Origin of the sequence: Microbacterium sp. NPDC089987, assembly GCF_044748505.1 — a bacterium.
Classification (GTDB): domain Bacteria; phylum Actinomycetota; class Actinomycetes; order Actinomycetales; family Microbacteriaceae; genus Microbacterium.
Genome location: NZ_JBIVGE010000001.1, coordinates 976,418 through 1,001,438 on the forward strand (window position 1 = coordinate 976,418; position 25,021 = coordinate 1,001,438).

Below are 25,021 nucleotides of genomic sequence, written 5' to 3' on the forward strand. Positions count from 1 at the left end.
ACCGAATGTCCTTCCCCCTCGCCGAACCCGCCCCGCTCGCCCCCGGAACGCTGCGGGTCACCCCGCTGGGCGGTCTGGGTGAGATCGGTCGCAACATGACCACGTTCGAGTACGAGGGTAAGATCCTCATCGTCGACTGCGGTGTGCTCTTCCCCGAGGAGCACCAGCCCGGCGTCGACCTGATCCTGCCCGACTTCGAGCCGATCAAGCACCGCCTCGACGACGTGGTCGGCGTCGTGCTCACGCACGGCCATGAAGACCACATCGGCGCGGTGCCGTATCTGCTGCGCCTGAAGCAGGACATTCCGCTGATCGGATCGGGCCTCACCCTCGCGCTCGTCGAGGCGAAGCTCAAGGAGCACCGGATCAAGCCCTTCACCCTCACCGTGAGGGAGGGCCAGGAGGAGAAGGTCGGGCCGTTCGACCTGGAGTTCATCGCGGTCAACCACTCGATCCCGGATGCCCTGGCCGTCGCCATCCGCACTCCGGCCGGACTCGCCCTGGCGACCGGCGACTTCAAGATGGACCAGCTGCCGCTCGACGGGCGGATCACCGACCTGCGCGCCTTCGCCCGTCTGGGCGAGGAGGGAGTCGACCTGTTCCTCGTCGACTCCACCAACGCCGACGTGCCCGGCTTCACGCCGACCGAGCGATCGATCGGCCCCGTGCTCGAGCAGGTGATCGGCAAGGCCCGGCGTCGGGTCATCGTCGCGAGCTTCTCCAGCCACGTGCACCGAGTGCAGCAGGTGATCGACGCCGCGCACGCGCACGGCCGTCGCGTGGCGTTCCTCGGCCGCAGCATGGTGCGCAACATGACCATCGCCGAGCAGCTGGGCTATCTCAAGGTCCCCGCGAACGTGCTGATCGACTACAAGAAGGCCCGCGACCTGCCCGACGACAGGATCGTCTACATGTCGACGGGCTCGCAGGGCGAACCAATGGCCGTGCTCAGCCGCATGGCCAACCTCGATCACGCGATCGAGCCCGGTGAGGGCGACACGGTGATCCTCGCCTCGAGCCTCATCCCCGGCAACGAGAACGCGGTCTACCGCGTCATCGACGGACTCACCAAGCTCGGCGCCGACGTGGTGCACAAGGCCAACGCGAAGGTGCACGTCTCGGGCCACGCCGCGGCCGGCGAGCTGATCTACTGCTACAACATCCTGAAGCCCAGGAACGTGCTCCCGGTGCACGGCGAGTACCGTCACCTGATCGCGAACGCCAAGCTCGCCCAGGCCACCGGCGTGCCGGAGGAGCGCACGTTCGTCGGCGGCAACGGCACCATCATCGACCTGCGCGACGGCGAGGCTCGGGTCGCCGGTCAGCTCGACATCGGCTTCGTGTACGTCGACGGGTCGACGGTGGGCGGCATCACCGACGCGGATCTCAAGGACCGCCGGATCCTCGGCGAAGAGGGCTTCGTCTCGATCATCGTCGTCGTCGACTCCTCGACCGGGCGCATCATCTCCGGACCCGAGATCCACGCGCGCGGCGTCGCGGAGGACGACAGGGTCTTCGACGACATCACGCCGAAGATCGTCGCCGCCCTCAAGGAGGCGGCGAGCAACGGCGTGCGCGACAACCACGCGCTCTCGCAGATCATCCGACGCACGATCGGGCGCTGGGTCAACCAGAAGCTGCGCCGTCGCCCGATGATCGTGCCCCTCGTGATCGAGGCCTGATACCGCGCAAAGCCGCGTCACTGCAGGCCGTTGTCCGCCGTCGGCCGTACCGTGGAACACATGGCCAGGAGCACCACCAAATCCGAGCGCGCGTCCGAGAGCGCGAGCTCGTCTCGCCCGAAGCGGCAGACGACGGCTCGATCGAGCGCGAAAGCCGCTCCGGCTCCGAAGAAGTACATCGACGAGGCTGAGCGCCCGCCGCTCGGCGTGCGCATGTGGCTCGCCCTCGCGCACGGCGTCGGCGGGCTGTTCCGCGCCTTCGGGCCGGAGAACCTCGAGAAGGACCAGCGGCGCGACGGCTTCCCGCTGCTGCTCGTGCTGTTCGCCATCATCGGCGGCGTCGTCGAGTGGTTCTTCATCGGCAACGTGATCGCGCAGAACATCAGCGCGTTCACCTGGGGTCTGCTGGTCGGCCGCGTCGCGTTCGTGCTCCCCGTGCTGCTGCTTCTGCTTGCAGGGTGGCTGTTCCGGCATCCCTCGTCGGTGCACGACAACGGCCGGATCGGGATCGGCTTCGGCCTTTTCGTGCTCTCGCTCGCCGGCATCCTGCATGTCGCCTCAGGTACCGCCGGCGCGACCGGCGCGATCATCCGGCCACAGCCGCGGGACGGGATGCCCGAGCTCAGCGCCGCGGGCGGCCTCTTCGGCTGGATGCTCGGTGAGCCGCTGGCCTTCCTGACCTCCGTCGTCGCGTACATCATCCTCGCGCTGCTGACCGTGCTCAGCATCCTGATCCTGACCAAGACGCCCCCGAACCGCATCGGCGAGCGGCTGGGTGATCTGTACGCCTGGATGTTCGGCGCCGAGCGTCCCATGCGCCCGAGCGCCGAGGAGTCCGTCGCCGCCGACAGCGCCGACGACGCCGAGAAGGACGACGCGCTGCCGTGGTGGCGACGCAACAAGAGCGGCAGGGAGGAGACGCCGGACGACGACGTCGACTCCCAGGCCATCACGGCGCTCTTCGACGAACCCGCGCAGAAGACGGCATACGACCAGGCGGTCATCGTCGATGACGAGCCGGCGACGCACGGCGGGGCGGATGCGGCGACCGAAGTGCTCTCCGATGTCAGCGCCCTCACCGGGATGCTCGGCGAGCAGAACACGACCGCACTGCTCGACGACTCGGGCTCCACGGGAGAGCTGCCCGGCCTCGACGGCTTCGGAACCGACGGTCCGGGAGACAAGGGGATGCAGGCTCCCGCCGCGCCCTACGTGCTTCCCTCGACGGCCGTGCTGAAGGCAGGACCGCCGCCGGTCATCCGCTCGGATGCGACCGACCGCACGATCGAGCAGATCACCAGCGTGCTGGAGCAGTTCAAGGTCGACGCCAAGGTCACCGGATTCTCGCGCGGTCCGACGGTCACCCAGTACGAGGTCGAGGTCGGTCACGGCGTCAAGGTCGAGAAGATCCTGCAGCTGAGCAACAACTTCGCCTACGCGGTCGCGTCGAACGACGTGCGCATCCTGTCGCCCATCCCCGGCAAGAGCGCCATCGGCATCGAGATCCCCAACGTCGACAAGGAGACCGTCGCGCTCGGCGACGTGCTGCGCTCGACCGCCGCGCAGAAGAGCACCCACCCGCTGACGATCGGCGTCGGCAAGGACGTCGGCGGCAACATCGTGGTGGCGAACCTCGCCAAGATGCCGCACCTTCTCGTCGCCGGGTCGACGGGCTCGGGAAAGTCCAGCTTCGTCAACTCCATGATCACGAGCCTGCTCATGCGCGCCCGCCCCGCCGATGTGCGCATGGTGCTGATCGACCCCAAGCGGGTCGAGCTGACCAATTACGCGGGCGTGCCGCACCTGATCACGCCCATCATCACGAACCCGAAGAAGGCCGCCGAGGCGCTGCAGTGGGTCGTGAAGGAGATGGACATGCGGTACGACGACCTCGCGTCGTTCGGGTACCGCCACATCGACGACTTCAACAAGGCCGTCCGCGCGGGTGAGGTGCAGGTGCCGCCGGGCAGCGAGCGCGTGCTCAAGCCGTACCCCTACCTGCTGGTCGTCGTCGACGAGCTCGCCGACCTCATGATGGTCGCGCCACGAGACGTCGAGGACTCGATCGTGCGCATCACTCAGCTGGCGCGCGCATCGGGCATCCACCTCGTGCTCGCCACGCAGCGCCCCAGCGTCGACGTGGTCACGGGTCTGATCAAGGCCAATGTGCCCTCGCGTCTGGCCTTCGCGGTGACCAGCGTCACCGACAGCCGCGTCATCCTCGACGCACCGGGTGCCGACAAGCTGATCGGTCAGGGTGACGCCCTGTTCTCGCCGATGGGCTCGTCGAAGCCGTTCCGTCTGCAGGGCGCCTGGGTGGACGAGGCCGAGATCTCGGCGGTCGTCAAGCACGTGACGCAGCAGGCGCGCCCCGAGTATCGCCCCGACGTGCAGGAGTCGGCCGAGGCGCGCAAGAAGGAGGTCGACGAGGACATCGGGGACGATCTCGAGCTGCTGCTGGCTGCGGCCGAGCTGATCGTGTCATCGCAGTTCGGCTCGACCTCGATGCTGCAGCGCAAGCTGCGCGTCGGCTTCGCCAAGGCCGGACGCCTCATGGATCTGCTCGAGTCACGCGAGATCGTCGGACCCTCCGAGGGGTCGAAGGCCCGCGACGTGCTGGTCACGTCGGAACAGCTCCCGGGCGTGCTCGCGAAGCTGCGCGGAGAGGATGCGCCGGCGCCGGCGGCGCCCGCACCGAGCGCGAGCGCATCCGCTGCCGACGACCCGTACGGCCGCGACCCCGTGGCTCAGCAGTTCGAGGGGCTGCCCGTGGTCGAGAGCGATGACGACGGCGACGAAGACGCCTGGGGACTGACGGGACGCGACTGATGACCATTCCGCGGCAGCTTCCCAATGCGATCACCATCGCCCGCATCCCGCTCGCAGTCGTCTTCTTCGTTCTCCTGCTCATCGCCGGCACATTCGGTGCCGACGACGTCATCATGCGCTGGGTGGCGGCCGGCCTGTTCGTGCTCGCCATATCGACCGACTGGGTCGACGGCTATCTCGCGCGCAGATACGACATCGTGAGCGACTTCGGGAAGCTGTGGGATCCGATCGCAGACAAGCTGCTCACCGGAGCGGGCTTCCTCGGCCTCGCGATCCTCGGCGAGGTGCCCTGGTGGATCATCATCGTCATCCTCGTGAGGGAATGGGCGATCACGATCCACCGCTTCACGCTCGTGCACGAGCACGTCGTCGCCGCGGCCTGGATGGGAAAGATCAAGACGGTCGTGCAGGGCGTGGCACTGAGCTGGGCGCTGCTGCCGCTGTACGGCCTCGTCGGGCAGACGGCGTGGGTCGTGGTCACGCAGGTGCTGATGCTCCTGGCGCTCGTGCTCACCGTCGCGAGCGGCATCGACTACGTCGTGGCGCAGGTGCGCGGCCGCCGGAGGGCCGGATGATCGATGCCGAGCTGCTGGTCGCCGCTCTCCGCGAGCGAGGCTGGACCCTCGGGGTGGCGGAGTCGCTGACGGGCGGCGCGGTCGCTTCCGAGATCGTGTCGGTTCCAGGGGCGTCAGCGACTCTGCTGGGCGGGGTGGTCGCGTATGCGACGCCGGTCAAGCACACGCTGCTCGGCGTGAACGCCGATCTGCTCGCCGAGCACGGCGCTGTGCATCCCGAAGTGGCCGCTCAGATGGCGCAGGGCGTGCGGCGCGCTGTGGCCGTCGGAGGACGCCCCGCAGATGTGGGCATCGCGACGACGGGGATCGCCGGTCCGGACTCGCCCGATGGTCAGCCGGTCGGCACCGTGCACATCGGTGTGGTCACGCCGACGGGCATCCGGAGCATCCCGCACCTGTTCGCAGGCGCCCGCGCACAGATCCGCGCGCAGGCGACCGCTGCGGCGATCGGGGCGGCGCTGGGCGCGGTGCGGGAATAGGCCCACGCGCGCCGGCGTTCTCCTCCACGTGACAAGTCGTCCACTCACAACTCAAGCACAGCGAGAAACAGTAGATTCAACGACACCCAATCGGGTTAGACTGGCGATCCCCTCGGAGCAGGCTCCGGGTGGCGCGACGGAAAGGAGGTTCCGATGATCCTCGTCAGACAGGAGATCGGCGATGTGCTGCGGGACTTCCGCCTGCAGAAGGGGCGCACCCTGCGCCAGGTCGCGAGCAAGGCCTCTGTGGCTCTCGGCTACCTGAGCGAGGTCGAGCGCGGCCAGAAGGAGGCGTCGAGCGAGATCCTCGCCTCCGTCGCCGAAGCGCTCGACGTGCCCATCTCGACCATCATGCGCGAGGTCGGCGACCGCATCTCGGTTCTCGAGGGCCTCAGCCCGTTCCCGGATGTCGTGCCCGACGATCTCGTCGCCGAGGTCGAGCCAGAGCTGACGCTGCGCTGAGCGGGCAGCCTCGCTCCTCCCATGCGACGCAGTGAATTCCTCCGCGCGGTCGACGACGAGTTCGGCGGTCGCGCGGATTCGCTCACGTACGATCTGATCCTCGGGTCGCTCGGTATGACAGCGCGGGAGGCGCTGGATGCCGGTGTGCCGCCGCGCGATATCTGGCTCGCCCTGTGCGGCGAGACCGACGTGCCCGCCACCCGGCGGTACGGCGTCGGGCGCCTGGACCCGCGCGAGCGCTGACCGAAGGTCAGTCGCTTCGCACCGGCGTGTCGTCGAAGATGTGTTCGATGTGCGCGTAACGTTCTGCACAAGTGGTCTTGACGTCATCTTCTCCACATCAGACGCTGTCGCCGATGGAATGTCGGTGGCCGCTCGTACGGTGAGGGATGTGGCACAGAGCCATACGCCTTGTCGCAGAGTCACTCCATCCGGAACGGCCGCGACAGCCTACAGGCGGCAGAACTTCGAAATACAGAGGAGCACGTCATGCCATCCACCGACGACCGCGAGAAGGCCCTGGACTCCGCACTCGCGCACATCGAGCGTCAGTTCGGCAAGGGTTCGATCATGCGACTGGGCAGCGACGAGCGCGCTCCCGTCGAGGTCATCCAGACCGGATCGATCGCCCTCGATGTCGCCCTCGGCATCGGAGGTCTGCCGCGCGGACGCATCATCGAGATCTACGGTCCCGAGTCGTCCGGTAAGACCACGCTGACCCTGCACGCGATCGCCAACGCGCAGCGTGCTGGCGGCATCGCCGCGTTCATCGACGCCGAGCACGCGCTCGACCCCGAGTACGCACGCAAGCTCGGCGTCGACATCGACCAGCTGCTCGTCTCGCAGCCCGACACTGGTGAGCAGGCTCTCGAGATCGCCGACATGCTGATCCGCTCCGGAGCGATCGACCTCGTCGTCATCGACTCCGTCGCCGCCCTCGTGCCCGAGGCGGAGATCAAGGGCGAGATGGGCGACTCGCACGTCGGTCTGCAGGCCCGACTCATGTCGCAGGCGCTGCGAAAGCTGACCGGTGGACTGAACCAGACCAAGACCACCGCCATCTTCATCAACCAGCTGCGCGAGAAGATCGGCGTGTTCTTCGGCTCACCCGAGACCACGGCCGGTGGTAAGGCGCTGAAGTTCTACGCCTCGGTGCGCCTCGACATCCGTCGCATCGAGACTCTGAAGGACGGCACCGAGGCAGTGGGAAACCGCACCCGCGTCAAGGTCGTCAAGAACAAGATGGCCCCGCCCTTCAAGCAGGCGGAATTCGACATCCTCTACGGCATCGGGATCTCCCGCGAGGGCAGCCTGATCGACTTCGGCGTCGAACACGGCATCGTCAAGAAGTCCGGCTCCTGGTACACCTACGACGGCGACCAGCTCGGCCAGGGCAAGGAGAACGCCCGCAACTTCCTGATCAAGAACGACGACATCGCCATGGCGATCGAGACCCAGATCAAGCAGAAGCTGGGCGTGGGCGTCAAGGCGGAGGCCACTGTCGACGAGCTCGCAGAGCGCCGTCCCGCGTGATGTCCTCGGCCGACGTGTTTCGACGTTGCTCAACAACCGTGTTTCGACGTTGCTCAACAACCGTGTTTCGACGTCGCTCAACAACCGGGGTGAGTTATGTCATCCGCTGATGACGACCTCGCCCCGGTGATCCCGCTGTTCGGCGGTGCTGCTCGGGCTGACGTGCGGCTCGACGACCACGAGGAAACCGCACCCGTCGAACCGGATGCCGACGAGATCCGTGAGCGCGCCGAGGAGGCGTTGGTCCGCAAGCTGCGCGCCAAGCAGCTGTCGGTCTCCGAGGCGCGGTCGGTGCTGCGGGAGAACGACCTCGATCGCGACTCGATCGACGACGTGATCGACGAGTTCCTGCGCCGCAGCTATCTCGACGATCACACGCTGGCCTCGCTGCTGGTGACCTCCGGGTCCGAGCGGAAAGGGCAGGGGCGGATCGCCCTGGCACGCTCGCTCGCGCAGCGTGGCATCCCGCGCGACATCATCGACAACGCTCTCGAAGAGCTGCCCGACGACGACGCGGAGCGGGCTCTGGAGTTCGCCCGCAGCAAGGCGTCCGGCATGAGCCGCCTCGACTACGACACGGCGCTGCGCCGGCTGCACGGGCAGCTCGCCCGTCGCGGCTACGGCGGATCCATCGCGATGGACGCCGCTCGGACTGCGCTGAGCGAGGTGGGAGTGCGTCGCGCGACGAGCCGCTCGTTCGGTGCGCCCTCCTCCGGCGTGCGGTTCGTCGACTCGGAGTGAGGATTCGGTCTACGAGCCGCTCGGCCACCCGGCCGAGCGGCTCGTAGAATGGACTGACCATGGCTTCTCTCTCTTCCGAACCGACGATCATCGCGCCCTCCGACGCGGCGATCACCGCCGACGGGCACCGTCGCTCTTACGAGGTGCGCACCTTCGGCTGCCAGATGAACGTGCACGACTCGGAGCGCCTGTCGGGTTCGCTCGAGAGTGCGGGGTACGTGCGGGCGGATGCCGGCGACGAGGCCGACATCGTGATCATCAACACGTGCGCCGTGCGCGACAACGCCGCCGGCAAGCTGTACGGAACCCTCGGGCACCTGAAGTCCCGCAAGGACAAGCACGAGGGCATGCAGATCGCGGTCGGCGGGTGCCTGGCGCAGATGGACCAGCAGGCCGTGCTCGACAAGGCTCCCTGGGTCGACGTCGTATTCGGCACGCACAACATGGGCTCCCTGCCTGGCCTGCTCGAGCGCGCACGTCACAACGGCGAGGCGGAGCTCGAGATCCTCGAATCGCTCGAGATCTTCCCGTCCACTCTGCCCACCAAGCGCGATTCCGCGCACAGCGGCTGGGTGTCGATCTCGGTCGGCTGCAACAACACCTGCACGTTCTGCATCGTCCCGAGCCTGCGAGGCAAGGAGAAGGACCGCCGGCCGGGTGACATCCTCAACGAGATCCGCCTGCTCGTCGAAGACGGTGCGATCGAGGTCACGCTGCTCGGCCAGAACGTCAACTCCTACGGCGTCGAGTTCGGCGACCGTCGGGCCTTCAGCAAGCTGCTGCGCGCGGCGGGGGAGATCGAGGGGCTCGAGCGCATCCGCTTCACCAGCCCGCACCCCGCCGCCTTCACAGACGACGTGATCGACGCGATGGCCGAGACCCCCAATGTCATGCCGCAGCTGCACATGCCCCTCCAGTCGGGCAGCGACAGCATCCTGAAGGCGATGCGTCGCTCGTACCGCAGCTCCCGCTATCTCGGCATCATCGAGCGCGTGCGCGAACGCATCCCGCACGCCGCGATCACGACCGACATCATCGTCGGCTTCCCCGGTGAGACCGATGAGGACTTCGAAGACACCATGCGCGTCGTCGAGCAGTCCCGCTTCTCGAGCGCGTTCACCTTCCAGTACTCCATCCGCGAGGGCACGCCCGCCGCGACCATGGAGAACCAGGTGCCGAAGGAGGTCGTGCAGGAGCGCTACAACCGCCTGATCGCCCTGCAGGAGCGCATCTCGCTGGAAGAGAACCAGAAGCAGGTCGGTCGCGAGGTCGAGGTGCTGGTATCGGTCGGCGAGGGCAAAAAGGATGCCTCGACGCACCGCCTCACGGGACGCGCCGAAGACAACCGCCTCGTCCACTTCGAGGTGACCCCGGGCTCGGAGCTGCCGCGGCCCGGCGACGTGGTCACCGTGACGATCACCCACGGCGCGCCCTTCCACCTGCTCGCCGACGACCCGACCGGTGCGCCCCTGCGCATCCGCCGGACCCGCGGCGGAGACGCATGGGATCGCGCACAGGCGGCGTCGTGCGGCGTCCCTGCCCCCGCAGGCGAGTCCGGTGCACCGCGCGCGGTCTCGCTGGGTCTGCCCACGCTGCGGCCCGTCGGCTCTTGACCGGTGGCTCGGCGCGTGTCGACTCGCCGCAGCTCTGGGCGATCGTCGGCGCCACCGGCACGGGCAAGAGCGAGCTCGCCCTCGACCTCGCCGAGCGACTGCGCGCGCGCGGCAACCCCGCCGAGATCGTCAACGCGGATGCCATGCAGCTGTATCGCGGCATGGACATCGGCACGGCGAAGCTCGACGTCGATGAGCGTCGCGGCGTCCCGCATCATCTGTTCGATGTCCGCGAGGTGACCGACGAGGCGGCCGTGGCCTGGTATCAGCCGCGTGCCCGGGAGGTCATCACTGCCATCCATGCGCGCGGCGGAGATGCGATCCTGGTAGGCGGATCGGGATTGTACGTCTCGAGCGTGATCTTCGATTTCCGCTTCCCGCCGAGGGATGCGGCGGTGAGAGCCCGCCTCGAGGCCGAGCTCGAGGAGCGCGGTGCCGCAGCGCTGCTCGAGCAGCTGCGCGCACGCGATCCCGAGACCGCCGCGCGCATCGATCCGAAGAACGGGCGACGGATCGTCCGCGCGCTCGAGGTGATCGAGCAGGGCGCCACCACGCACGGCGCGGCTCTGCCCGAGAAGCCCCAGCTGTGGCATCCGGCGACACGGATCATCGGTCTGCACACCCCCCGAGAGCTGCTGGTCGAGCGTCTTGACCGACGCGTGGAGCGCATGTGGCAGCACGGGATGCTCGAAGAGGTCGAGAGCCTGCGCGCCGACGGAATCGAGCAGGGCGTCACCGCGTCGCGCGCGATCGGCTACGCGCAGGCGCTCGCGCAGCTTCGCGGTGAGATGACTCAGGACCAGGCGATCGCCGAGACCCAGGCGCTGACCCGGCGCTATGCGCGGCGGCAGGTGTCGTGGTTCAAGCGCTACCCCGACATCGAGTGGGTCGAGCACCCCGTCGACGTCGAGTCACTGCTCCATTGAGCCGGGCGGTTTCCGGTTACGCGCTCTCTAGACTGTTCGCATGGTCGCATTCACCAAGGGACACGGCACCGGCAATGACTTCGTGATCATCGAAGACGTCGACGGCGAACTCGATCTGACGGTCACCCAGGTCCAGGCGCTGTGCGACCGCAACTTCGGCGTCGGCGGCGACGGCGTGCTGCGCGTGGTGCGATCGGCGGCGATCCCCGAGGGTGCGGCGGCCCTCGTTGAGGAGCCCGACGCCGAGTGGTTCATGGACTATCGCAATGCCGACGGGTCGATCGCGGAGATGTGCGGCAACGGCATCCGGGTCTTCGCGCATTACCTGCTCCGTGCCGGGCTCGCCACCATCGAGAGCGGCTCGACGCTCCCCATCGGCACGAGGGCGGGGGTGCGCGATGTGATGCGCTCCGAGAGCGGCTACCAGGTGGATCTCGGCCTGTGGAAGCTCGCCGGCGGTGAGCCGCTCGCCCGCGCAGCCGGTCTCTCGGTGCCGCGACCCGGACTTGGCATCGACCTCGGCAACCCGCACGTGGTGGTCGCCCTGGCATCCGACGACGAACTGGCCGAACTCGACCTCAATCCCACTCCCGTGCTCGATCCGGCGCCCGTGGAAGGGGCGAACGTCGAGTTCGTCGTGCCCGGCGAGCCGCTGGTGCGAGACGGCATCGGGCACGTGCGCATGCGGGTGCATGAGCGCGGGGTCGGCGAGACGCTCAGCTGCGGCACGGGCGTCGCAGCGACCGCCCTCGCGGTGCGGCACTGGGCGGGGTCCCGCGCTCCGCATCAGTGGCGAGTCGAGGTGCCCGGGGGTGTGCTGGGTGTGCGGATGTTCCCTGCGGAGGACGGCGAGCACGTCGCGCTGTCCGGGCCCGCGCAGCTCGTCTACCGCGGCGAGATCGATCTGGTCTGAAGCGACCCGACCGTCAGGGCAGCACGATCGGGGCGGTCGGCGGCGTGCCGTGTCGGCGCACCTTCAGAATGCGGTATCCCTTGCCCGTCGCCGCGCGCGTGACGCTGAAGCCGGGGGTGAAGACCGTCGACATCCACCGCTGCAGTGAATCCGAGCCGAGGTTGCGCTGAACCACCAGCCATGCGTCGCTGCGCTCGTCGAGACGGGGGATCCAGTGCTCGAGCATGGAGTGCAGCTCGCTCTTGCCGACCCGGATCGGGGGGTTCGAGCGGATCGTGGTGAACCCGATGTCGTCGGGAACATCTTCGGGCTTCACCGCGTTGACATTGGTGAGGCCCAGGGATTGGGCGTTGCGCCGGGTCAGATCCAGTGCTCGCTCGTTGACATCGACCGCCCAGATCGTGGCGTGCGGCGCCGAGAGGGCCATGGTGAGGCTGATCGGACCCCAGCCGCATCCGAGGTCGAGGAAGTTGCCGCTGGGCGGCAGGGGAGCCATGTTGGCGAACAGCACCGCGGTGCCGGCGTCGAGCCGGTCGGGACTGAACACTCCGCCGGCGGTGGTCACCTCACGATCTCGTCCTGCGAGCGGGACGGTGATGGTTCGGAGGTTCTCGGCACTGGCCGGGGCCGCACTGAAGTAATGATCGGACGACGGCATGCAGTGAGCGTACCGGACGCCGCGGGCTAAGGTTAAGGCGCTTCTCAGAGAGGACAGAGTTCACCACCGGATGACGAACACCAACGACGACAACACCACACAGGATGCCCTGGATCGCGTGCTCGCGAATGCCGAGCCGCGCACGCAGGCGCGCGTCTTCGGCGCCGCCCAGGCTCTGCAGGATGCGGCATCCGCCGCCCACACCGACGCGGACGGCGCGCAGTGGGATCTCGAGGACCGGCACGCACTGCGCCGCGTGGCAGGGCTCTCCACCGAACTTGAGGACGTCACCGAGGTCGAGTACCGTCAGCTGCGTCTGGAGAACGTCGTGCTGGTCGGCGTGTACCCGCAGGGCGCTCAGGAGGATGCCGAGAACTCGCTGCGCGAACTCGCGGCCCTCGCCGAGACCGCCGGCGCGGCGGTGCTCGACGGGCTGCTGCAGCGCAGGCCGCATCCGGACCCTGCCACGTACCTCGGTCGCGGCAAGGCGCAGGAGCTCAAGGACATCGTCGCCGCCGTCGGCGCCGACACCGTGATCGCCGACACCGAACTCGCCTCCAGCCAGCGACGTGCGCTCGAGGATGTCGTGAAGGTGAAGGTCATCGACCGCACCACCGTGATCCTCGACATCTTCAGCCAGCACGCGAAGAGCCGCGAGGGCAAGGCGCAGGTCGAGCTCGCGCAGCTCGAGTACCTGCTGCCCCGCCTGCGCGGCTGGGGCGAGTCGATGAGCCGCCAGGCCGGTGGTCAGGTCGGCGCCGGCGGCGCGGGCATGGGCTCGCGTGGACCGGGTGAGACGAAGATCGAGCTCGATCGTCGTCGCATCCGCACCCGCATGGCGCAGCTGCGCAAGCAGATCCGCGAGTTCGCCCCGGCACGCGACGCCAAGCGGGCCGAGCGCAAGCGCAACACCATCCCCTCGGTGGCGATCGCGGGGTACACGAACGCGGGCAAGTCGAGCCTGCTCAACGCGCTGACCAGCGCGGGCGTCCTGGTCGAGAACGCCCTGTTCGCGACTCTGGATGCCACTGTGCGCCGCGCCGAATCGGCCGATGGCCGCGTGTACACACTCACCGACACCGTGGGCTTCGTGCGCAACCTGCCGCACCAGCTGGTCGAGGCGTTCCGTTCCACGCTGGAGGAGGTCGGCCAGGCCGACCTGCTCGTGCACGTTGTCGACGGCTCGCATCCGGATCCGTCTGCGCAGCTGCAGACGGTGCGCGATGTGATCGGCGACGTCGGTGGCCGCGACATCCCCGAGATCGTCGTCTTCAACAAGGCCGATCTGATCGATGACGACGAGCGGCTCGTGCTTCGAGGTCTGGCGCCTGACGCGCACTTCGTGTCATCGCGCACGGGGGAGGGCATCGCGGAGCTTCGCGCGGAGATCGAGCGAGGGCTGCCGATGCCCGCCGTCGAGGTGCGCGCCCTCGTGCCCTACGACCGTGGAGATCTCATCTCGGCGGTGCATGAGAGCGGCGTGCTGATCTCGGCGGTGCACGAGGAGCACGGCACGGCTGTGCACGCACATGTCTCCGAGAGGCTGGCTGCTGAGCTGGCGCCCTTCGCCGCCAGCTAGTCGCTTCCTGCTGCGGGCGGGGGTTCCGCCCGCAGCAGGAGCGGATCTCAGGATGCCGAGAAGCGGCCCTCCACGGTGGCGGAGACGGTGATTTCCTCGCCCTGGAACTCCATCGCCGGAGCGGCATCGAAGGCGACGGCCGATCGCATCGCGACGGCCTTGAACGCAGGAGCCTCGGTGGAGATCAGGCCCCGGTCCGCGATCTCCAGCGGTGTGACGGTGTGCAGCCCGAGTGCCTCCGCATACGCCTGTGCACGCGACACCGCGACGCCGACGGCCCGCGTGGCGACCTCGCGTTCCACCTCGCGCTCGGTCTCTGGCGTCAGATGCCAGTCGATATCGCCCAGTGCGACACCCTCCTCGGCTGAGAGCTCCGTGGCCCAGATCGACAGCTCCGACACGTCGGCGAAAGTGGCGGTGAAGTCCACGCTCGCACGGTAGACGGGCGCGAGCTTTCGGCCATCGGCATTCCAGGGCCGTTCGGCGTACACACTCAGCCGCTGGCTCGTCCACGCGGTCACGCTGCCGGCCTGCTCCCGTGTGACGATGCCCTCGCGCACCGGCTCGGCGAGCGTCAGGGTACGCCGCACCACATCCTCGCGCTCTGGCCCGTCGAACGCCACCGTGAGTCTGACGGTCGCGCGCTCGGGTGCGACGCGCAGTTCGTGCTCGCCGCGGACGGTGATGATGACTTCGCTCATGCGAGCGACTGTACGGCACACCGGCGACAGGCCTGTCGCGGAATAGCATCCGCAGTCGATCCGTTGTAGTCTGTGATGCTCGGGAGCACATGCTCCTGCTGGTAATTCCACAGTGTGACAGCGGCTCCTTCGCAAGAAGGTCCACGGGGCTGATCGGTTTCGACGGCGCCTGTGTATCGACGAGAAGCGGGCCGAGGATGCAGGGTTATCTCGTGAACGCTCCCTGCAAAACCATAGTTGCCGAAACCAAGCGCAACGACTTCGCCCTCGCTGCCTAAGCGAGCCCGATAGTCCGTCAGACCGTATGTGATCCCCATACGGACCCTGGCGTCATCTAGGGATCTTGCTGCGTGATGGCGTCTGGACGTCACGTGGGACTCTTCCCAGGCTGGGCTCGTCGACTTAGGTGTCTGTGACAAAGGTCGGAGCCGAGCAGAACGCCTCCACAGACTGCGCCCGGAGAAGACGTGGATTAGCAGCGTCGGACGGGGGTTCGATTCCCCCCAGCTCCACCAGCCGCTGTCACTGAAGAAGCCTCTCGATCCCCTGGGATCGAGGGGCTTTTTCATGTCGGGGGGTTACGAGCGTTTTCGCGATTTGCCCACAACTTCTCAGGACTCGGGCAGGACAGGTCCAGAGTCTGCCCACGTCGGCGGAGAGCTCGCCTTCGGTCATCCGGGTGGCGACGTCGGCATATCGTCGTCAAACAGGTCGGCGTATGTGTCGAGTGTCATGGCCGCGGACTTGTGTCCGAGCATGCGCTGCACGCCCTTGACGTTGACGCAGGATGAGATCGCGAGGCTCGCGGCGGTGTGCCGGAGGTCGTGCGGGGTCAACCGCTCGGTGTGGGCAGCGGCCAGTGCGTTGCTGAACCACGACGTCGTTCGGATGCTCGTCTTCGCGGCCTAAGGGTGATCCTTGGGGGCCATGCGCGTCAGCGCCCGGGACGAGCGCACTTTGGGGGCGTAGCCACCAGGGTGTTGCGCCACGCAAGTTGACACTGGCACATCTACGTTCATCCGGACCGATCTCTGGGCCGCCGATATACTCACGGGCATTGACTAGGGAGTGACTGTGGCGCGTCGTCGTGGGTTCTTTGCAGAGATGCAGCATCAAGCAAAGCTGGCAGAGCAGCGGCAGCAGGCCGCGCTTCGGCAGCAGGCTCAGGCAGCACGGCGGACGGAAGTTGCTCAACGTGCCGCGGAGCGTGCGCGTCTAGCCGCTGAGAGAGCATCGGAGCAAGACCGAAAGCGTCTTGAGCGTGAAGCAGCTCAGGCCTATGCGGCTGCCCGCGTCGCCGAGGCTGAAGACGCCACGGCCGAGCTCCAGGCGCGCTTCAGAGAGCTTGATGGGATCCTGAGTGCGACTTTGGACGTCGATGATTTCGTTGACCTGGCGACTCTCCGTGTGGTCGTTCAGCATCCTCCGTTCCCTGAGATGGGCCTGCGAGTGCCGGTCCGTGCCCCCGCGCCGATCCCTGCTCCGTCACTTCCGGTGAAGCAGGAACCCGAGCCGGTCAAGGGGCTCTTCGGGCGCAAGCAGAAGCAGGAGCAAGCCGTCGCGGCGGTGGAGGAGAAGTACGCCGCGGACTACTGGGCGTGGAAGGCAGAGTCGGATGCGTTGCCTGCACGCCGCGCTGAGCAGGCCGAAGCCCATGCGCGTGCGGAGGCTGAGCGGGCGCAGAAGCTCGCGGCGGCTGAGGCTCGATATGCGGAAGAAAGCTCGGCTCGTGAGCGCGAAGTTGCTGAGCAGAACGAGGCTCTCGACCAGCTGATCGCGGGCCTCGGCTACGGAACGGTCGACGCTGTCCAAGAGTATGTTTCAATCGTCCTCGCGAACTCGGTGTACCCGGAGTGGTTGCAGGTGTCCCATTCGGCCGAGTTCGAACCCAGCCAGGCAGAGCTCACCGTGCGCGTTCTGGTTCCGGGGCCCGAGATCGTTCCGGCGGTGAAGCACTTCAAGTACACCAAGGCGTCGGACGAGATCACACCGGTCGCTGCAACCCAGAAGGACACGAAAGACCGCTACGCCGCGCTCGTTCACAACGTCGCGCTTCGCTCGATGCACGAGATCTTCGAAGCTGATCGTCGCGCGCTGATCCAGAGTGTTTCGCTCGAACTTGGTACGGAGACGATCAGCCCGGCGACGGGGCAGCCCGTTTACGTCCCCTTGGTCGCGGTTGCCGTTCGGCGGGAGGAGTTCGAGAAGATTGATCTTTCGGCAGTCGTTCCCGCGGCGACCCTGGAGCACCTGGGGGCTGCGGTCTCCAAGAACCCTCACGCTCTGACACCGATCGCGACGGCCGGGGTACGTCGAGCTCGATGACTACCTCCGGACTTTCCTTCAACCCGCCTCCCGGTTGGCCGCAGCCGCCGTCCGGTTGGGTCCCGCCAGCGGGGTGGACTCCCGACCCGTCCTGGCCGGAGCCGCCGCCGGGTTGGCAACTCTGGCTCTCGACCGAGCCAAAACATGCGGATGCGTCCGCCGAATCTTCGGCAAACCACTCAGATGAGCTCGCGCCCGCAGTGGTAGATGGACGCCTCGCGTTCCTCGAAGCCGAGAATGCGGCATTGAAGCAGCGGTTGGCGAGTGCGTCTTCTGGAGACGTCGTGGAACTGGATGATGCTCGAGTTTTGCAGGACGTCGGCATCTATCGGTACCACCATCCCCTCGAGTCGGCAGCTGCTTATCAGGTCGAACTGAAGGCGCTCGAGCAGCAGGTCGCAGCGGTGGTGAAGGAGGGACGCGCGATCGTGCGCTCCGAGATGTTCACCTTCAACAATTCGCTCGCTCAGGGTCGGCGGATGAGTGACGATCTCGGCAAGCTCATGCTTCGCGCGTACAACGCCGAGGCGGACAATGCGATCCGCACGCTCCGCGCAGGAAACGTTCAGACGGCGAGGCGTCGGCTGGAAGCGTCACGCACGGCGATTGCGAAGCTCGGCCATCTGATGGAGATGCGCATCAGTGAGGACTTCCACGATTTGCGCGTCAAGGAGATCGAGCTGACCGCTGATTGGCTCATGAAGAAGCAACAGGAGCGTGAAGCCGAGCGTGAGGAACGTGCGAGATTGCGTGAGGAGAAACGCGTCGAGAAGGAGCTTGCGGAAGAGCGGGTCCGGCTGGACAAGGAACGCCTGCACCTGGTCAACACCCTTTCGGCACTTCAGAAGGGCGGAAGGACGGACGTTGCGCTCGCGCAACGCCTCGCGGAGGTCGACCAGGCAATCGAGCAGAACGACTACCGGGCCGCAAACATCCGCGCGGGCTACGTCTACGTGATCTCCAACCAGGGTGCGTTCGGCAAGAACGTCGTCAAGATCGGACTCACCCGCCGGCTCGAGCCCCGCGAGCGAATCTTGGAACTCGGGGGAGCATCCGTCCCCTTCCGCTTCGACACCCACACGCTGTTCTTCTCCGAAGACGCTGTCACCCTCGAGGCGGAACTGCACCGACACTTCGCAGAGCGCGCGCTCAACCGCGCGAATGCGCGCAAGGAGTTCTTCTTCGCAACGCCTTCCGAAGTCCGCGAGGTCCTTCTTCAGAAGGTGGGGAATATTCTCGAGTTCAACGAGGATGTGGAAGCGACGGAGTACCGGCAATCAGTGGGTTCATGGCCGGTTGGCTGACACTCACAATCGCCCCAGATTGGGCGTCCTGACCTCAGGAACACCAACTCTCGAAGATCCCGTGATTCCACGGTTTCCAATCAGACAGGACCGAGCGGAAACTCGATCGGCATAGTTCGATTCCCCCAGCTCCACAACCGCGGTCACTGTGGAATATCAACCCTGAAGCGTCGCGCCCTCGAGCGTCACGCGCTTGGGGGTCACGCCCGTGGGCGCAGCCCGTCGAGCGCGACCGCGCGGATCTCTGCGCGCAGCAGCTCCGGATCCACCGGGCCGTCCGGACGGTACCACTCGACGACCGAGTTGATCATGCCGAAGATCAGGCGCGTGGCGACACCGGCATCCAGATCCGCTCTCACGAATCCCTCCGCCTGCGCCTGTCGCACCAGACCGGTGACCGTGTGATCGAAGCGACGTCGGCGCTCGAGAGCCGCGAGCTCGATGACGCTGTTGCCGCGCAGGCGCAGCAGCAGTGTCACCTGCGGCTGCCGCTCGGTCAGCACCCGCACGGCGCCGTCGACGATGGCTGTGAGCCGTGCGTCAGCGGTGGGATGCTCGAGCGCAGCATCCAGGGCATCCTCCAGCGCACCGAGGGCGTCGTCGAGGGCGATCTGGAGGATCTGCTCCTTCGAGTCGACGTGGTGGTACAGCGCGGACTTCGTGACCCCGAGACGAGTGGTCAGGTCCGAGACAGACGTGGCGTCATAGCCCTGCTCATTGAACAGCTGGACCCCTACACGGATGACATCTGCGCGGTCGTGCCCCGGGCGCCCGCGACGCGCGGGACGATCGGTCGTCGCGGTCACGGGCGGGTCCTCAGCATCCCTCGACTCTAGCCGTGCGGTCCCGTCGGGTGGGGCCGCGGAGCCGGCGATCAGACCGGTAAGCTGGGAAGGTAATCCGACGATCGGAAAGGCTTCGACATGGTCGACTTCATCGTGTTCCTCGTGCTGTTCCTGGGCGGTATGTGGCTTCTCGGCGCCGCATGGGAGATGCCGGCATGGCAGGGTGTGGCGTTCAGCGCCGGCATCATCCTCGTCAGCCTGGCGATGGCCTGGGTCATGCGCCAGCGCGGCTCGGCGACCCGCCGCACCGACAACTGGGGCCAGCGCCAGAAGTGACGGCAGGCGCCGCTCGCGGGCGGCGCCTTCCTCTGCGGGCCTGTTCGCTCATCCCTTCCAGTCGATGAGCAGCAGGCCCTGTTTCGTGTCTGCGAACTTCACCCAGCCCTCGCCGAACTCGTAGGTCATGCCGAAGCCGTCGTCGTCGGTCGCGATGGCGTACGCGGGGTCCTCGGTGAAGTACACCACGTCACCTTCGGTCGAGCGCAGCCAGCCGTCTCGCTTCAGATGCGACTGAGTGACGTCGGAGGTGCGCGCGTCGAGCGTGCCCCACCCGTACATCTGGCCGTGGTCGGATGCCGTGCTGAAGTCGGCCCACATGCACAGCAGGCCGTCTTCGACCAGCGTCTCCCCGATGCGCAGCTCTTCCTGCTTCGCGGTCCACCCCTGGTCGGTCAGCGCGTCGACGGTGCCCGGGGTGATGATCGTCTTGCAGGTGGGCTCGGCTCCGGGCGTCGGTGTCTCGTCGACCGGGGTCGTCGTCACGGCGGTCGTCGGTTCGGCGCTCACGGACGAACCGGACGATGACGGTGTGGGCGAGGGGTCGGCGGCAGCGCAGGACGCCAGCAGCAGAACGGCTGCGAGCGCGCTGAACGCGAGGGGAGTGCGGGGGCTCATAGGGGATCCGGGGAGAGGGGAGGGGCCGCGGCGCTCAGGGGAGTCGCGCGTCGCGGAACAGGGACAGGAAGGGGTCGTGCAGGATGCCGTTGGTGGCGAGCGTGGACAGCGCCGACAGGGTCTCGGTTCCGTCGAAGGCGCTCATCCGGCCGCCGGCCTCTCGGACGATCGCCACGGCCGCGGCGATGTCGTACTCCTTGACGTCGAACTCGGCCACCATGTCGATGCGGCCCTCAGCGAGCAGCATGTAGCTGTACACGTCGCCGTACGCCCGGTCGCGCCAGACCCGGTCGGCGACGGCGTGGAGCTCGGGGAGCCTGCCGGCGTCGGCCCACTGCCCGATGCTCTGAAAGCTGACGCTCGCGTCGTCGAGCGTGTCGACACCGGACACCGACACGCGACGTGGAGCGTCGGCGGTGTTCGTCCACGCACCGAGAGCGTCAGCCGCCCACCAGCGGCGCGACAGCGCGGGCATGCTGACCACGCCGACGCGGGGAACCCCGTCGATCGCGAGGGCGATCATCGTGCCCCACAGCGGCACGCCGCGCAGGAAGTTCGCGGTGCCGTCGATCGGGTCGATGATCCACTGTCGGTGGGTGTCGCCCTCGGCGCCATACTCCTCGCCGAAGATACCGTCGGCGGGGCGCTCAGCGGCCAGCAGCTCGCGGATCGCGCGCTCCGTGGCGAGGTCGGCATCGGTCACGTGCGAGCGGTCCGCCTTGCGGGAGACCTGCAGATCGGCGGCGTCGAACCGGGGGAGTGACTGTGCGTCCGCCGCGTCTGCCAGCCGCAGAGCGAGCGCGAGATCGGCAGCGAGGTCGGCGTCGTCGCGGGTGTCGGTCACCTATCCAGGATAAGCGCGGCTCCTCGGCCGAACCGGCCCGCAGGATATCGGTCCAGACACGAAACGGACCTTCGGGCGGGCGAGGTACGGCCCGGGAGCCTCAAAGATACGGCACGAAGGAGGAGGGGACGGCGACGTTGTCGGGGACGCCCGCGAACAGCGGCGCGACCTGCTCGGGCGTGTACCCGGCGATGCCGCATCCGACCGGGGTCAGCAGGAAGCGGAGGTCCGGATGCTCGGCCGCGAACTCGACGAAGGCACGCGCTTCACGCGCGAGGACGCCGAGGCCGCTCATCGTGTCGATGGCATAGCTCTGGCCGTGCAGGCCGTGTCCTTCGCCCCACACCGCGCCGAACTTCTCGTAGGCGACACGGGCGGCGCCGCCGCCGTGCTGCCCGGCCGCGTTGCTGCCGAAGACGAACACCTCATCGGGGCGCAGGGTGACGACGACGTCGGGCGTGATCTCCATGCCGGAACTCTACGTGCCGGATCACGCGGCGAGGCGCGAAAGCAGAAAAGCCCCGGAAACTGGCGAGAGTTTCCGGAGCTGATCCGTGCACCCCCAGGGACTTGAACCCTGAACCCACTGATTAAGAGTCAGTTGCTCTGCCGATTGAGCTAGAGGTGCGTGGCCCGGGAAGATTTCCCCGGCCGAGGAATTACATTACCAGCGGCCGGGGGTCGCGCCAAATCGCACTGGTCAGCCGGGCGGGTTGCGGCATCATGCGCCTGCGGATGCCAGCTCGGCCGCCTCCTGCACGGTGTCGACGAGGTGCACATGGTGCTCCATCGGCCGACCTGCGGCGAGCGCGGTCAGCAGCGGCCAGGCGGGATACTGCTCGGTCCAGTACTCGCGTCCGACGAGGATCATCGGCGCGACGGACGACTCGTCGGCGTAGTAGTTCTCGCACGCGTCCTGGAAGATCTCCTGCACTGTTCCGCCTGCTCCGGGCAGGAACACGATGCCCGCCTGGCACACCTCCAGCAGGATCGCCTCGCGTTGCGCGTTGCGGAAGTACTTGGCGATCACGCTGGCGAACGGATTCGGCGGCTCGTGCCCGTAGTGCCAGGTCGGGATGCCGAGGGATTCGCCGCCATCGGGGAACTCCCGCCGCACGGCGAACGCCGCGTCGGCCCATGCGGCGATGCTGGGCGTGAAGTTCGGCACGGCGGCGAGCATCATGAGTGCCTGCTCGCGAGCATCCGCTCCTCGATCGGCGAGATACCCGCCGAGGTTGACGGCCTCCATCGCACCGGGGCCGCCGCCGGTCGCGACCGCGAGGGTCTGAGAGAGACGCTGTCCGAGTTCGACGCCGTCGGCGTAGTCGCGGCTGCCGCGCATCACGCCGTGTCCGCCCATGACGCCGACGAGGCTCCTGCCTGACACCCACTCCGAGAGCGCGAGATCGATGGCGTGATCGTGCAGCGACTTCGCGAGTGCGGCATCCCTTGACGTCTCGTGCTTCGACCAGGCGTAGGTGCGCGCGTCGAGGCTGTCGTGGTAGTCGGCGGTCCCGAAGAGATCCGCCGGCGTGTACAGGGTGGTGCGGTAGGTGTCGATCGGGATGCCCGGGAGTGCGGGGAACACGACAGCGCCCCGGGCACGCACCGACGACTCGTCGGCGAGGGTCAGGCGGCAGCCCAGGAACAGGGATCCGGTGACGTCGACCGACCGCAGCGCGCTGCCGCGCTCGGTGAGGTCGAGGGCGCGCATCCGCCAGCCGGAGAGCGAACGGACGCCTTCGGCGAGACGGCGGTCGAAGTCCTCGAGCGTGTCGACATCGACGACTCGTCCGCGCGTTCTTCTCATGTGACGACCCTAGAACAGCGCCGCAGCCGCACCGCGTCGAGTCCGGCTCTTCCGTCTCGGGCGCACCGGTGAGAACATGGCGGACAGGAGGTGGCTCTCATGATCGATCTCGATGACATCGACACCGATGAGGACGGCGCGCTCACCGCGTCCGTGGAACTGCCCGGAGGGCGACGCGTCACAGTCGAGTACGAATTCGATGAGGAGTTCGACTACGACGACGAGGACGAGGACAAGGGCGACGAGGACGACGAGCCCGTCGAGCGGGAGGATCTGCCCGACCTCGACGCGATGCAGGAGACCGTGACGCACGCTCTGGCACGGCTCACCGAGGAGATCCTCGAGGCACGCGAGCTAGAGGTCGTCGAAGAGCTCACCGAGGCAGCCTACGAGGACGACGACGACGAGGTCGACATGGCCGAGGCGCTGTCCGCGCTGAAGGAGGACATCGCCCTCGACGGTGTGATCGTGTTCGGCGACGGCGGGATCACGCTGCTCTTCATCGCGCCGGAGGAGTACCCCGACCTGATCATCTACTGCCTGCTCGATGAGGATCTCGAGATCGACGACCTGATGGTCGAGTGATCACCGCGGCCGCCGATCCATCCGGATGCCGCTCAGGCGGCGTCGCCGATGAGGACAGCCGCCGCATCTTCGGCCTCGCCCTCGGCGGGATCGTCGATGTGGGCAAGAGCGCGACGACCGAGAAGCACCGTCAGAGCGGCGAGCAGCACCGCGCCTGCGGCGAACAGGTAGGGCACCGTGTCGCCGTACGCGTTGGCCAGAGCGGCGGCCACCGGCGGTGCCATCGCGCCGCCGAGGAAGCGAACCGCTGAGTAGGCCGACGAGGCGACGGAGCGGGGCAGGTCGGTGGCCTCCATCACGGCCTCGGTGAGGACGGTGTTCATCACACCCAGCAGCAGGCCGCCCACGACGATGCACACCACCAGAGCGGCAGGATCGGCGACGACCAGTCCGGCCGCGATGAGATCGACGGCGAGCAGGGGCAGCGTGGCGAGGATGATCGATGTGCGCGAGGTGCGGCGCATCAGAGCGGGTGCAACCCAGACGCTCGTCACGGCGAGGGCGAGACCCCACCCGAAGAAGGTCAGTCCGATGCCCATGGCTCCGAAGCCGAGCGGGAAGGGCGAGAACGCCAGCAGCACGAAGAAGCCGATGTTGTAGAACAGGGCGGTGACGGCGAGCACGGCGAGTGCGGGCCGGCGAAGAGCGCGGAACGGCGCGGAGAACGGCATCGGCTCGCGGCGCTCGCCGTCGGTGCGCACGAGTGTGAGCACGGCGATGAAGCCGATCGCCATCAGTGCGACGACGCCGAAGAAAGGGCCACGCCAGCTGAGCTCGCCCAGCAATCCGCCGAGCAGCGGGCCGACGGCGATGCCGAGGCCGAGCGCGGCCTCGTAGAGCACGATGGCCGAGCCGCTGCCTCCGGCAGCCGCACCGACGATGGTCGCCAGGGCGGTGGAGATGAAGAGGGCGTTGCCCAGACCCCAGCCGGCACGGAACCCGATCACCCAGTCGACGCTGCCGCTCACCGCACACAGCAGTGCGAACGCCACGATGAGGCCGAGGCCGACCAGCAGAGTCGCCTTGGCACCGATGCGGCTGGAGATCCAGCTGGTGATGAGCATGGCGAGGCCGGTGACCAGCAGGTAGCTGGTGAACAGCAGCTCGGTCTCGACGGGAGAGGCCTCGAGGGACTCGGCGATGGCGGGAAGGATCGGATCGACCAGGCCGATGCCCATGAACGCGACGACGCAGGCGAACGCGACCGCCCACACCTGTGCCGGCTGCCGCCAGATCGATCCCTGTGGTGATCCGCTCATTCGTGTGCTCCTGTCGTGTCGTCTGATGTGCTCTGTGCGCGCTCGCCGAGGATGGCAGCGGTGCGTTCGATCGCACGCCAGTCGTCATCGCTGAGGCGGTCGAAGCGCGGGGCGAGAGTGGTGCCCAGCTCGGTGCGCCATTCGTCGAGGGCGCGGATGCCGGCCGCCGTCGCGTCCACGACCGTGGCTCGGGAGTCAGTGGGGTCGGTGGTGCGCTCGACGAGGCCGGCGTGCTCGAGAGTGCCGACCAGCCGAGTCATGCCCGGCTGAGTGGTGCGGGCGGCGGATGCCAGGGCGCCGAGGCGCATTGCGCCCCGCTGGTCGAGGATGCTGAGGGCACGCCACTGCGCGGACGGGGCCTCGTTCCCGGCGTCATGCGCCGCGATCCGGGCCAGCGCGTGCGCGGCGAGCACGATCGCGGTGATCGCTTCGGACTCATGCATACCTGCAAGTATATACCCGCT

25 protein-coding genes, 1 tRNA gene, 1 other RNA gene and 1 pseudogene are annotated in these 25,021 nt (G+C 67.6%); 17 read left to right on the forward strand and 11 right to left on the reverse strand.

The genetic code is table 11. From position 1 onward, the window contains the following. Positions 1 to 5: 5 nt before the first annotated feature. The 11 genes from ACIPV2_RS04490 (at position 6) to dapF (ending at position 11,753) form a co-directional block, all read left to right on the forward strand. On the forward strand, positions 6 to 1,682 hold the full coding sequence (locus ACIPV2_RS04490) for a ribonuclease J (RefSeq protein ID WP_400838882.1): 1,677 nt from the start codon (positions 6 to 8) through the stop codon (positions 1,680 to 1,682). 60 nt (positions 1,683 to 1,742) lie between these two features. Further along, a complete protein-coding gene (locus ACIPV2_RS04495) occupies positions 1,743 to 4,511 on the forward strand; it encodes a DNA translocase FtsK (protein WP_400838884.1) in 2,769 nt (922 codons plus the stop codon). Continuing rightward, positions 4,511 to 5,086, forward strand: a complete 576-nt coding sequence (pgsA, locus tag ACIPV2_RS04500) for a CDP-diacylglycerol--glycerol-3-phosphate 3-phosphatidyltransferase (RefSeq protein WP_400838886.1) — start codon at positions 4,511 to 4,513, stop codon at positions 5,084 to 5,086. Before ACIPV2_RS04495 ends, pgsA begins: the two co-directional genes overlap by 1 nt. Beyond that, positions 5,083 to 5,565: a CinA family protein gene (locus tag ACIPV2_RS04505; RefSeq protein WP_400838887.1), complete on the forward strand. Its 483-nt coding sequence runs from the start codon at positions 5,083 to 5,085 to the stop codon at positions 5,563 to 5,565. The genes pgsA and ACIPV2_RS04505 overlap by 4 nt, the downstream gene beginning before the upstream one ends. Before the next feature lie 153 nt (positions 5,566 to 5,718). After that, positions 5,719 to 6,027: a helix-turn-helix domain-containing protein gene (locus tag ACIPV2_RS04510; RefSeq protein ID WP_101187014.1), complete on the forward strand. Its 309-nt coding sequence runs from the start codon at positions 5,719 to 5,721 to the stop codon at positions 6,025 to 6,027. Positions 6,028 to 6,048: 21 nt separating this feature from the next. Continuing rightward, positions 6,049 to 6,270 carry a DUF3046 domain-containing protein gene (locus ACIPV2_RS04515; protein WP_400838889.1) on the forward strand — a complete coding sequence of 74 codons (222 nt, stop codon included), beginning with the start codon at positions 6,049 to 6,051 and terminating at the stop codon, positions 6,268 to 6,270. Positions 6,271 to 6,516: 246 nt separating this feature from the next. Continuing rightward, entirely contained in the window at positions 6,517 to 7,560 is a 1,044-nt protein-coding gene (gene recA / locus ACIPV2_RS04520; RefSeq protein WP_071642386.1) for a recombinase RecA, read from the forward strand. 96 nt (positions 7,561 to 7,656) lie between these two features. Beyond that, positions 7,657 to 8,301: a regulatory protein RecX gene (locus ACIPV2_RS04525; RefSeq protein ID WP_400838892.1), complete on the forward strand. Its 645-nt coding sequence runs from the start codon at positions 7,657 to 7,659 to the stop codon at positions 8,299 to 8,301. Between the two features lie 59 nt (positions 8,302 to 8,360). Continuing rightward, positions 8,361 to 9,914 carry a tRNA (N6-isopentenyl adenosine(37)-C2)-methylthiotransferase MiaB gene (miaB, locus tag ACIPV2_RS04530; RefSeq protein WP_400838894.1) on the forward strand — a complete coding sequence of 518 codons (1,554 nt, stop codon included), beginning with the start codon at positions 8,361 to 8,363 and terminating at the stop codon, positions 9,912 to 9,914. Continuing rightward, positions 9,911 to 10,840 (forward strand): tRNA (adenosine(37)-N6)-dimethylallyltransferase MiaA, encoded by a 930-nt coding sequence (miaA, locus tag ACIPV2_RS04535; protein ID WP_400838896.1) that lies wholly within the window; start codon positions 9,911 to 9,913, stop codon positions 10,838 to 10,840. The genes miaB and miaA overlap by 4 nt, the downstream gene beginning before the upstream one ends. A gap of 40 nt (positions 10,841 to 10,880) precedes the next feature. Further along, complete coding sequence (gene dapF, locus ACIPV2_RS04540; RefSeq protein ID WP_400838898.1) at positions 10,881 to 11,753, forward strand: diaminopimelate epimerase; 873 nt, start codon at positions 10,881 to 10,883, stop codon at positions 11,751 to 11,753. A gap of 13 nt (positions 11,754 to 11,766) precedes the next feature. Here the strand turns inward: dapF and ACIPV2_RS04545 are convergent, their stop codons facing one another. After that, positions 11,767 to 12,411 (reverse strand): class I SAM-dependent methyltransferase, encoded by a 645-nt coding sequence (locus ACIPV2_RS04545; RefSeq protein WP_400838900.1) that lies wholly within the window; start codon positions 12,409 to 12,411, stop codon positions 11,767 to 11,769. Positions 12,412 to 12,481: 70 nt separating this feature from the next. Here ACIPV2_RS04545 and hflX point away from each other — a divergent pair, with 70 nt between their 5' ends. Further along, complete coding sequence (hflX, locus tag ACIPV2_RS04550; protein WP_400838902.1) at positions 12,482 to 13,990, forward strand: GTPase HflX; 1,509 nt, start codon at positions 12,482 to 12,484, stop codon at positions 13,988 to 13,990. Between the two features lie 47 nt (positions 13,991 to 14,037). On the opposite strand, the gene ACIPV2_RS04555 is transcribed toward hflX, so the two are convergent. Further along, the gene (locus ACIPV2_RS04555) at positions 14,038 to 14,691 is read right to left on the reverse strand and encodes an SIMPL domain-containing protein (protein WP_400838904.1); all 654 of its coding nucleotides are present in this window, start codon (positions 14,689 to 14,691) and stop codon (positions 14,038 to 14,040) included. A 145-nt stretch (positions 14,692 to 14,836) separates the two neighbouring features. Between ACIPV2_RS04555 and ssrA the strand changes: the two genes are divergently transcribed. Then, positions 14,837 to 15,206, forward strand: a transfer-messenger RNA (tmRNA) gene (gene ssrA, locus ACIPV2_RS04560). A gap of 177 nt (positions 15,207 to 15,383) precedes the next feature. Here ssrA and ACIPV2_RS04565 read toward each other — a convergent pair. After that, positions 15,384 to 15,566 (reverse strand): annotated as a pseudogene (locus tag ACIPV2_RS04565) (tyrosine-type recombinase/integrase); the annotation flags it as partial. 193 nt (positions 15,567 to 15,759) lie between these two features. Here ACIPV2_RS04565 and ACIPV2_RS04570 point away from each other — a divergent pair. Further along, the gene (locus tag ACIPV2_RS04570; RefSeq protein ID WP_400838906.1) at positions 15,760 to 17,016 is read left to right on the forward strand and encodes a hypothetical protein; all 1,257 of its coding nucleotides are present in this window, start codon (positions 15,760 to 15,762) and stop codon (positions 17,014 to 17,016) included. A gap of 284 nt (positions 17,017 to 17,300) precedes the next feature. Continuing rightward, entirely contained in the window at positions 17,301 to 18,320 is a 1,020-nt protein-coding gene (locus tag ACIPV2_RS04575) for a DUF4041 domain-containing protein (RefSeq protein ID WP_400838908.1), read from the forward strand. 200 nt (positions 18,321 to 18,520) lie between these two features. Here the strand turns inward: ACIPV2_RS04575 and ACIPV2_RS04580 are convergent, their stop codons facing one another. Next, the gene (locus ACIPV2_RS04580) at positions 18,521 to 19,126 is read right to left on the reverse strand and encodes a TetR/AcrR family transcriptional regulator (protein WP_400838910.1); all 606 of its coding nucleotides are present in this window, start codon (positions 19,124 to 19,126) and stop codon (positions 18,521 to 18,523) included. A gap of 117 nt (positions 19,127 to 19,243) precedes the next feature. On the opposite strand from ACIPV2_RS04580, the gene ACIPV2_RS04585 reads away from it, so the two are divergent. Further along, the gene (locus ACIPV2_RS04585; protein ID WP_101187003.1) at positions 19,244 to 19,441 is read left to right on the forward strand and encodes a hypothetical protein; all 198 of its coding nucleotides are present in this window, start codon (positions 19,244 to 19,246) and stop codon (positions 19,439 to 19,441) included. A 48-nt stretch (positions 19,442 to 19,489) separates the two neighbouring features. Here ACIPV2_RS04585 and ACIPV2_RS04590 read toward each other — a convergent pair whose 3' ends face one another. From ACIPV2_RS04590 to ACIPV2_RS04610, 5 genes are all read right to left on the reverse strand, one after another. Next, positions 19,490 to 20,059: a hypothetical protein gene (locus ACIPV2_RS04590; protein ID WP_400838912.1), complete on the reverse strand. Its 570-nt coding sequence runs from the start codon at positions 20,057 to 20,059 to the stop codon at positions 19,490 to 19,492. 34 nt (positions 20,060 to 20,093) lie between these two features. Further along, complete coding sequence (locus tag ACIPV2_RS04595; RefSeq protein WP_400838914.1) at positions 20,094 to 20,903, reverse strand: inositol monophosphatase family protein; 810 nt, start codon at positions 20,901 to 20,903, stop codon at positions 20,094 to 20,096. A 100-nt stretch (positions 20,904 to 21,003) separates the two neighbouring features. Then, complete coding sequence (locus ACIPV2_RS04600; protein WP_101186412.1) at positions 21,004 to 21,372, reverse strand: hypothetical protein; 369 nt, start codon at positions 21,370 to 21,372, stop codon at positions 21,004 to 21,006. An 86-nt stretch (positions 21,373 to 21,458) separates the two neighbouring features. Next, positions 21,459 to 21,531 (reverse strand) — tRNA-Lys (locus ACIPV2_RS04605). Positions 21,532 to 21,624: 93 nt separating this feature from the next. After that, on the reverse strand, positions 21,625 to 22,713 hold the full coding sequence (locus ACIPV2_RS04610; protein ID WP_400838916.1) for an LOG family protein: 1,089 nt from the start codon (positions 22,711 to 22,713) through the stop codon (positions 21,625 to 21,627). 99 nt (positions 22,714 to 22,812) lie between these two features. On the opposite strand from ACIPV2_RS04610, the gene ACIPV2_RS04615 reads away from it, so the two are divergent. Then, entirely contained in the window at positions 22,813 to 23,298 is a 486-nt protein-coding gene (locus tag ACIPV2_RS04615; RefSeq protein WP_400838918.1) for a hypothetical protein, read from the forward strand. 32 nt (positions 23,299 to 23,330) lie between these two features. On the opposite strand, the gene ACIPV2_RS04620 is transcribed toward ACIPV2_RS04615, so the two are convergent. After that, positions 23,331 to 24,557 carry an MFS transporter gene (locus ACIPV2_RS04620; protein WP_400838920.1) on the reverse strand — a complete coding sequence of 409 codons (1,227 nt, stop codon included), beginning with the start codon at positions 24,555 to 24,557 and terminating at the stop codon, positions 23,331 to 23,333. Further along, the gene (locus tag ACIPV2_RS04625) at positions 24,554 to 25,000 is read right to left on the reverse strand and encodes a MarR family winged helix-turn-helix transcriptional regulator (protein WP_400838922.1); all 447 of its coding nucleotides are present in this window, start codon (positions 24,998 to 25,000) and stop codon (positions 24,554 to 24,556) included. Before ACIPV2_RS04625 ends, ACIPV2_RS04620 begins: the two co-directional genes overlap by 4 nt. Positions 25,001 to 25,021 lie beyond the last annotated feature (21 nt).

Excerpts from the sequence above, each read along its gene's own strand:
- ACIPV2_RS04490 (WP_400838882.1), top strand. The coding sequence starts at position 6 with ATGTCCTTCCCCCTCGCCGAACCCGCCCCGCTCGCCCCCGGAACGCTG.
- ACIPV2_RS04495 (WP_400838884.1), top strand. The coding sequence starts at position 1,743 with ATGGCCAGGAGCACCACCAAATCCGAGCGCGCGTCCGAGAGCGCGAGC.
- pgsA (WP_400838886.1), top strand. The coding sequence starts at position 4,511 with ATGACCATTCCGCGGCAGCTTCCCAATGCGATCACCATCGCCCGCATC.
- ACIPV2_RS04505 (WP_400838887.1), top strand. The coding sequence starts at position 5,083 with ATGATCGATGCCGAGCTGCTGGTCGCCGCTCTCCGCGAGCGAGGCTGG.
- ACIPV2_RS04510 (WP_101187014.1), top strand. The coding sequence starts at position 5,719 with ATGATCCTCGTCAGACAGGAGATCGGCGATGTGCTGCGGGACTTCCGC.
- ACIPV2_RS04515 (WP_400838889.1), top strand. The coding sequence starts at position 6,049 with ATGCGACGCAGTGAATTCCTCCGCGCGGTCGACGACGAGTTCGGCGGT.
- recA (WP_071642386.1), top strand. The coding sequence starts at position 6,517 with ATGCCATCCACCGACGACCGCGAGAAGGCCCTGGACTCCGCACTCGCG.
- ACIPV2_RS04525 (WP_400838892.1), top strand. The coding sequence starts at position 7,657 with ATGTCATCCGCTGATGACGACCTCGCCCCGGTGATCCCGCTGTTCGGC.
- miaB (WP_400838894.1), top strand. The coding sequence starts at position 8,361 with ATGGCTTCTCTCTCTTCCGAACCGACGATCATCGCGCCCTCCGACGCG.
- dapF (WP_400838898.1), top strand. The coding sequence starts at position 10,881 with ATGGTCGCATTCACCAAGGGACACGGCACCGGCAATGACTTCGTGATC.
- ACIPV2_RS04545 (WP_400838900.1), bottom strand. The coding sequence starts at position 12,411 with ATGCCGTCGTCCGATCATTACTTCAGTGCGGCCCCGGCCAGTGCCGAG.
- hflX (WP_400838902.1), top strand. The coding sequence starts at position 12,482 with ATGACGAACACCAACGACGACAACACCACACAGGATGCCCTGGATCGC.
- ACIPV2_RS04555 (WP_400838904.1), bottom strand. The coding sequence starts at position 14,691 with ATGAGCGAAGTCATCATCACCGTCCGCGGCGAGCACGAACTGCGCGTC.
- ACIPV2_RS04585 (WP_101187003.1), top strand. The coding sequence starts at position 19,244 with ATGGTCGACTTCATCGTGTTCCTCGTGCTGTTCCTGGGCGGTATGTGG.
- ACIPV2_RS04590 (WP_400838912.1), bottom strand. The coding sequence starts at position 20,059 with ATGAGCCCCCGCACTCCCCTCGCGTTCAGCGCGCTCGCAGCCGTTCTG.
- ACIPV2_RS04600 (WP_101186412.1), bottom strand. The coding sequence starts at position 21,372 with ATGGAGATCACGCCCGACGTCGTCGTCACCCTGCGCCCCGATGAGGTG.
- ACIPV2_RS04610 (WP_400838916.1), bottom strand. The coding sequence starts at position 22,713 with ATGAGAAGAACGCGCGGACGAGTCGTCGATGTCGACACGCTCGAGGAC.
- ACIPV2_RS04615 (WP_400838918.1), top strand. The coding sequence starts at position 22,813 with ATGATCGATCTCGATGACATCGACACCGATGAGGACGGCGCGCTCACC.
- ACIPV2_RS04620 (WP_400838920.1), bottom strand. The coding sequence starts at position 24,557 with ATGAGCGGATCACCACAGGGATCGATCTGGCGGCAGCCGGCACAGGTG.
- ACIPV2_RS04625 (WP_400838922.1), bottom strand. The coding sequence starts at position 25,000 with ATGCATGAGTCCGAAGCGATCACCGCGATCGTGCTCGCCGCGCACGCG.